The organism is Psychrobacter sp. ENNN9_III (assembly GCF_001462175.1).
Classification (GTDB): domain Bacteria; phylum Pseudomonadota; class Gammaproteobacteria; order Pseudomonadales; family Moraxellaceae; genus Psychrobacter.
Map to the genome: position 1 here is coordinate 1 of NZ_LNUO01000060.1, position 4702 is coordinate 4702.

2 protein-coding genes are annotated in these 4702 nt (G+C 41.9%); both read left to right on the forward strand.

The annotated features are described in order from the left end of the window. Nucleotides 1-371 precede the first annotated feature (371 nt). Nucleotides 372-3365 carry a ComEC/Rec2 family competence protein gene (locus tag PENNN9_RS04225; RefSeq protein WP_058368488.1) on the forward strand — a complete coding sequence of 998 codons (2994 nt, stop codon included), beginning with the start codon at nt 372-374 and terminating at the stop codon, nt 3363-3365. Between the two features lie 202 nt (nt 3366-3567). Next, nucleotides 3568-4629, forward strand: a complete 1062-nt coding sequence (gene sppA / locus PENNN9_RS04230) for a signal peptide peptidase SppA (RefSeq protein ID WP_058368489.1) — start codon at nt 3568-3570, stop codon at nt 4627-4629. Nucleotides 4630-4702 lie beyond the last annotated feature (73 nt).

A 4702-nucleotide genomic window follows, 5' to 3' on the forward strand; every position in this document is an offset into this window, starting at 1 on the left:
TAAAATTTTTTCGGGCGTGGGTAGGAGGCTTTTGAGACGTTTTTGGGGCACAGGTTTGCCTTTGATCGTTATCTACAGTTCACTCAGAAGAGTACAAGGGTTTAGTATTTAACAATATTGGAAAATATCGTCAGTAAAGATAAATTGCCGATAAAATAACAGGACGAGTGGCTATCAATAGAAGCAGTCGCGATATGTTAAATAGTATAGGGTAATAACATTAATAATGCTATCATCGGTGTTTAGTCGTCTAATGTTAGTTAATAAATAACCAAACAAATGACGTATAATAAAAATCTAATTATAGTCATTCTTTCAGCATTATCTAAAGCTGAGTGTATATTTGATAAGCCATCATGTAAGGAGTGCTGATGTATTGGGCAGTTGGCATCTCAAGCATTATAGCGATGGTAGGCGTATTATCAATAGGGACTATGGACTTTGCTCAAGATAGGCTATTACCATTCAACTTGCCTATCACAAGTTCTCTTATGTGGCTTTTGTTAACCGTAACAACGGTGATTCTTCTTTTTATTCTCCAGCGCAGTGCAGCGCTATCGTCAGTCAGTAATCACTCCCTCCATAAACATCGAACAAAAGATACCACCGTATTTTATAAGTTTGTCCGTTGTCTACTGATGACTGTCATAGCTAGTGTGCTGATTATCGGAAGTGCACTACAAGCATTATCGGCCTATCAGCAAGCGGAAGCTACAAAGATTACTAAGACTACGCAGGTACGCGCATGGGTGACTATCGAAAGCATTAGCGATAGTGTGTACGACCCTGCGACGAATAGTGGCTATCGGCAAGTGGCAACTTTGCAGGCAATTGAGCCTTTGGTTTCTACATTAACTGTGCAAGAGCTACAAACGCAAACACAAGCCTACATTAATAACAGCCTAAGTAATAAAGATTTATATAATAAAGACGTAAATTACGATAGTGATAAAAGCTTAGAACATCGCGTGTTGCTCAATGCTTATCCTAATCAAACTTCTAATAATACACAGATAACCAATCTCAATAATCTACAGCCTGGTGATCAGCTGTTTATGACTTTGAAGCTTGCACCTTTGGCTACCTCTGAGCAAACCATCAATAATCCAACAGGTTTCGATAGCTATCGCTGGCTTAGAGGGCGTCACATCGATGGTATGGCTGCTATTATTGCCACTGGTGAGCCCATCAGAGCGCTAGACAACTCATCAAAAATCACTGCTTTCGATAATGTCTCTAACTCATTTCTTAACAGTTTGCGTACTCGTATTGACCAAGGGCGTTGGCAGCTGCGTCAGCATTTTTATGCAGATTGGCTGCAGCAAACGTCATCAGAGCAGCAAGCAAAAGCGGTAACCTTAAGTTTGCTAACAGGTGATCGTAGCTTAATCAATCGTGATATTAAAGATTTATACCAACTGGCTGGTATCTCGCATCTGTTGGCTATCTCTGGTACGCATGTTTTGTTTTTGGCCATCATACTCGCAGGTGCAGCAGTTTGGATGGTAAACCACCGTTGGCCAGCGCTGTATCGTAACATACCGCGCTGGCAGGTGCGCTGGTGGGTCATGATTGGTGTTGCCTTTATCTATGCGTTGTTTACAGGGTTTGATGTACCAGCTGCACGTACCGCATGGATGCTACTAGCGATAGGATTGGTGCGATTAACGCTACTGCCTATTGGTACCATGCGTGTGTTACTTGCGATAGCAGTACTCATGGCTTGGCATGATCCTTATGTATTATGGCAGGCAGGCTACTGGCTATCGTTTATCGCAGTGGCATTATTATTAAAATATGATAACGCATCACACCAGCAAGATAATGCATCTTCAGTGCCGTATCGTCATAGCGCTGCTCATAACAACCATGTAAGTGGTACCTTACTAACTCAGATAGGGCTGGCTGGTAAACGCATATTTAAATTGCAGTTTTGGTTATTTATCGCATTGTTGCCTATTACGTTGTTGTTGTTTGGCAAGGCCTCGTTGTGGGGGCTGTTTATCAACCTATTTGCTATTGGTTTATTCGGCTGGGTCATTGTACCTTTGAATCTGTTAGCAGGACTGTGCTATCTGTTATTACCCGCTATAGCAGACAGTATTTGGACATTGGTAAGTATGATGGTTACAAGCCTGCATGAGCTGATAGCGTGGTTAACGTCATTGCCAGCGTTATCGGACGCTTGGCTGTATACACCAGTAAATATGGCTATATTGCTGATGGCGCTACTGATCATGGTACCATGGTTGCTACCACGCGGGCTTATTAGTCGCGGGCTAGCATTACCGCCTCTAAGCTTGTTAGTGATGACGGTATATGCCAATCAGCAGTCCTTAGCGACAACACCTACCTTATACATATTACCAACTGGTGATCAGTATTTGAGCGCAGCAGTATTGCAGTACCCGATAACACATCAACACATGGATAGTAATATTAGAGACAATAATAAAAATAATGGTAAAAGAGCGGCGGTTTCAGATACTGTTTACTGGCTATTTTTAGCAGATCATAGACCTTATGGTACAAGAACAATGCCAAGCACAATGACTGCAAATGACATCACTGCAAATTTAGTACAACAACTGCGAACGTTATCGATTAAACAGTTAGAAGGCGTCGTCGTCCAAACCAGCGTACCAGCGCTAACCAATACTTTGTCTGCTAAACAGCAAGAGAGCAAGGTTAAAAGCAGCCCTAAAAATGCTGAGCTACTACCAATGAGCGTCTTACAATTAAACCAAACTACGCCTATTAATCAGTACTGGCAAGCAGGTCATTACGAGCGCTGGACAGCTTATCAGCAGTTATATCTAGAGCGCAATCAATCCGCGCGAACAACCACGATTAGCGCGCAAAGCTGCGAGCAAGGTAAAACGTGGCAGCTAGATAACAATGATATGGCAGTACAGGCTATAACGGGCTGGCGTGACATCGATGATAGTAGCGTTTGGGATTGTACTATAGCGATTGCTAGTAAGCAGCCAATTCGAGTCGTTCGATATGATGCCAATGCCCCACAGCAGTCATTACAGGAAACTGCTCAAACATTTATTTCAACTGCATCTGTATCAAAGGCTAGTCCGCAGACCAGTCATAAAAATACCCATCAAAGCGAGACGTTTCAAGCACGTTTGGTTTTAAATGCAGATACTCATCAGCGTCTCTGGCAAATGTGGCCACTGCTATGTTCAGATGATTCGTTTGCAGATATTACGAGCTCAGGTTATCCTACGCAGTGGCTTGGTCACAGTACGTCACAGGTGACTACTGACATATTAAACCAGCAACAGATTGATGAGATAATCACTTATGATCGTAAGACCTTAGAGATAGCGCTACGTTTTAATGCTTCACCATAAAATGATGCCAATTCTGCTAACATCTGTTATCAACATCATAGTATGATGACATTTCACGTTTTCACTATTGAACCATGACAAAAACACCACCATACTAAATGACCTAGCCGTACCGATCATTCATGTATTCAAATTTTTTATTATACTTATTTTCTATACCCATCTTTACTTGTTTTAGATCGCTTTTTACCTAGGAAGTTATATGCCCAACTGGCCGCCAGACCCTAACAAACGTCCTGATAATTCAGAAAATCAGCCGGCACCATTGCAACAAATATCGCCTAACCAGCCAAATGGACAAGAATGGCGTCTTATTGAAAAAACCTTATTAGCCAGTGTAGAAGAGCAGCGCCGCTCAAGGCGTTGGAGTATCTTTTTTAAACTGCTCACTTTTGGTTATATTTTACTGCTATTTTTAACGATAGGCCGTAGTTGTAGTAATGATGCGCCATCTGGGCTAGAAGGTATTGATACCAGTAAGCCGCATTTAGCTGTGGTTGAGTTACAAGGTACGATAAGTAATGCTGATCCTGCAAATGCCTATGATATCAGTAAAGCATTGACGCGTGCCTTTGAAAACAATAACTCAAAAGCAGTGGCACTTGATATCAACTCACCTGGTGGCTCTCCGGTACAATCAGATGAGATCTGGCAAACTATGATGAATCTACGACAGCAGTACCCAGACAAAAAGCTGTATGCGGTGATTGGTGATATCGGTGCTTCTGGTGCTTACTATATTGCATCAGCAGCAGATGAGATCTATGTCAATCCATCAAGCTTAGTGGGCTCTATTGGTGTCATTATGCCAAACTATAACATCGAAGGTTTGATGGATAAAGTAGGTGTCAAAGACCGTACCATTACGGCTGGTGAATATAAAGATATTCTAAGCTTGTCACGTCCGCTTAGCAGTTATGAAGAGCAGCATGTCGAAGAAGTACTTGCCAATACTCATAAACACTTCATCAATGCTGTAAAAGAAGGTCGTGGCGATCGTCTTAAAGATCCTGAAGCTAACAACTTATTTTCAGGGTTGTTTTGGACTGGTGAGCAGTCTATCGCATTGGGACTGGCAGACCAATCAGGTAGTATTGCAAGCTTAGAAAGAGAGTTAAAGTTAGATAACGTGGTAAATTATACGCCGATGGATCCGTTCCAACTGTTCATGGATCGCTTCGCAGTTAAGCTTGGTGCGGGCGTAGGTTCAAGTATCAATCTTGATGTATTGCCACAAGAAGATGGTAATATCGAGATGCGTTAAACGTTCCTTTTTCATTTTGAACGGATTATATTTAATGTGTATGATTGTTGAGGCTGAGCATATATTTATGCTC

What these genes read in the sequence shown, in the direction of transcription:
- sppA (WP_058368489.1), top strand. Translation starts at nt 3,568, where the DNA reads ATGCCCAACTGGCCGCCAGACCCTAACAAACGTCCTGATAATTCAGAA.
- PENNN9_RS04225 (WP_058368488.1), top strand. Translation starts at nt 372, where the DNA reads ATGTATTGGGCAGTTGGCATCTCAAGCATTATAGCGATGGTAGGCGTA.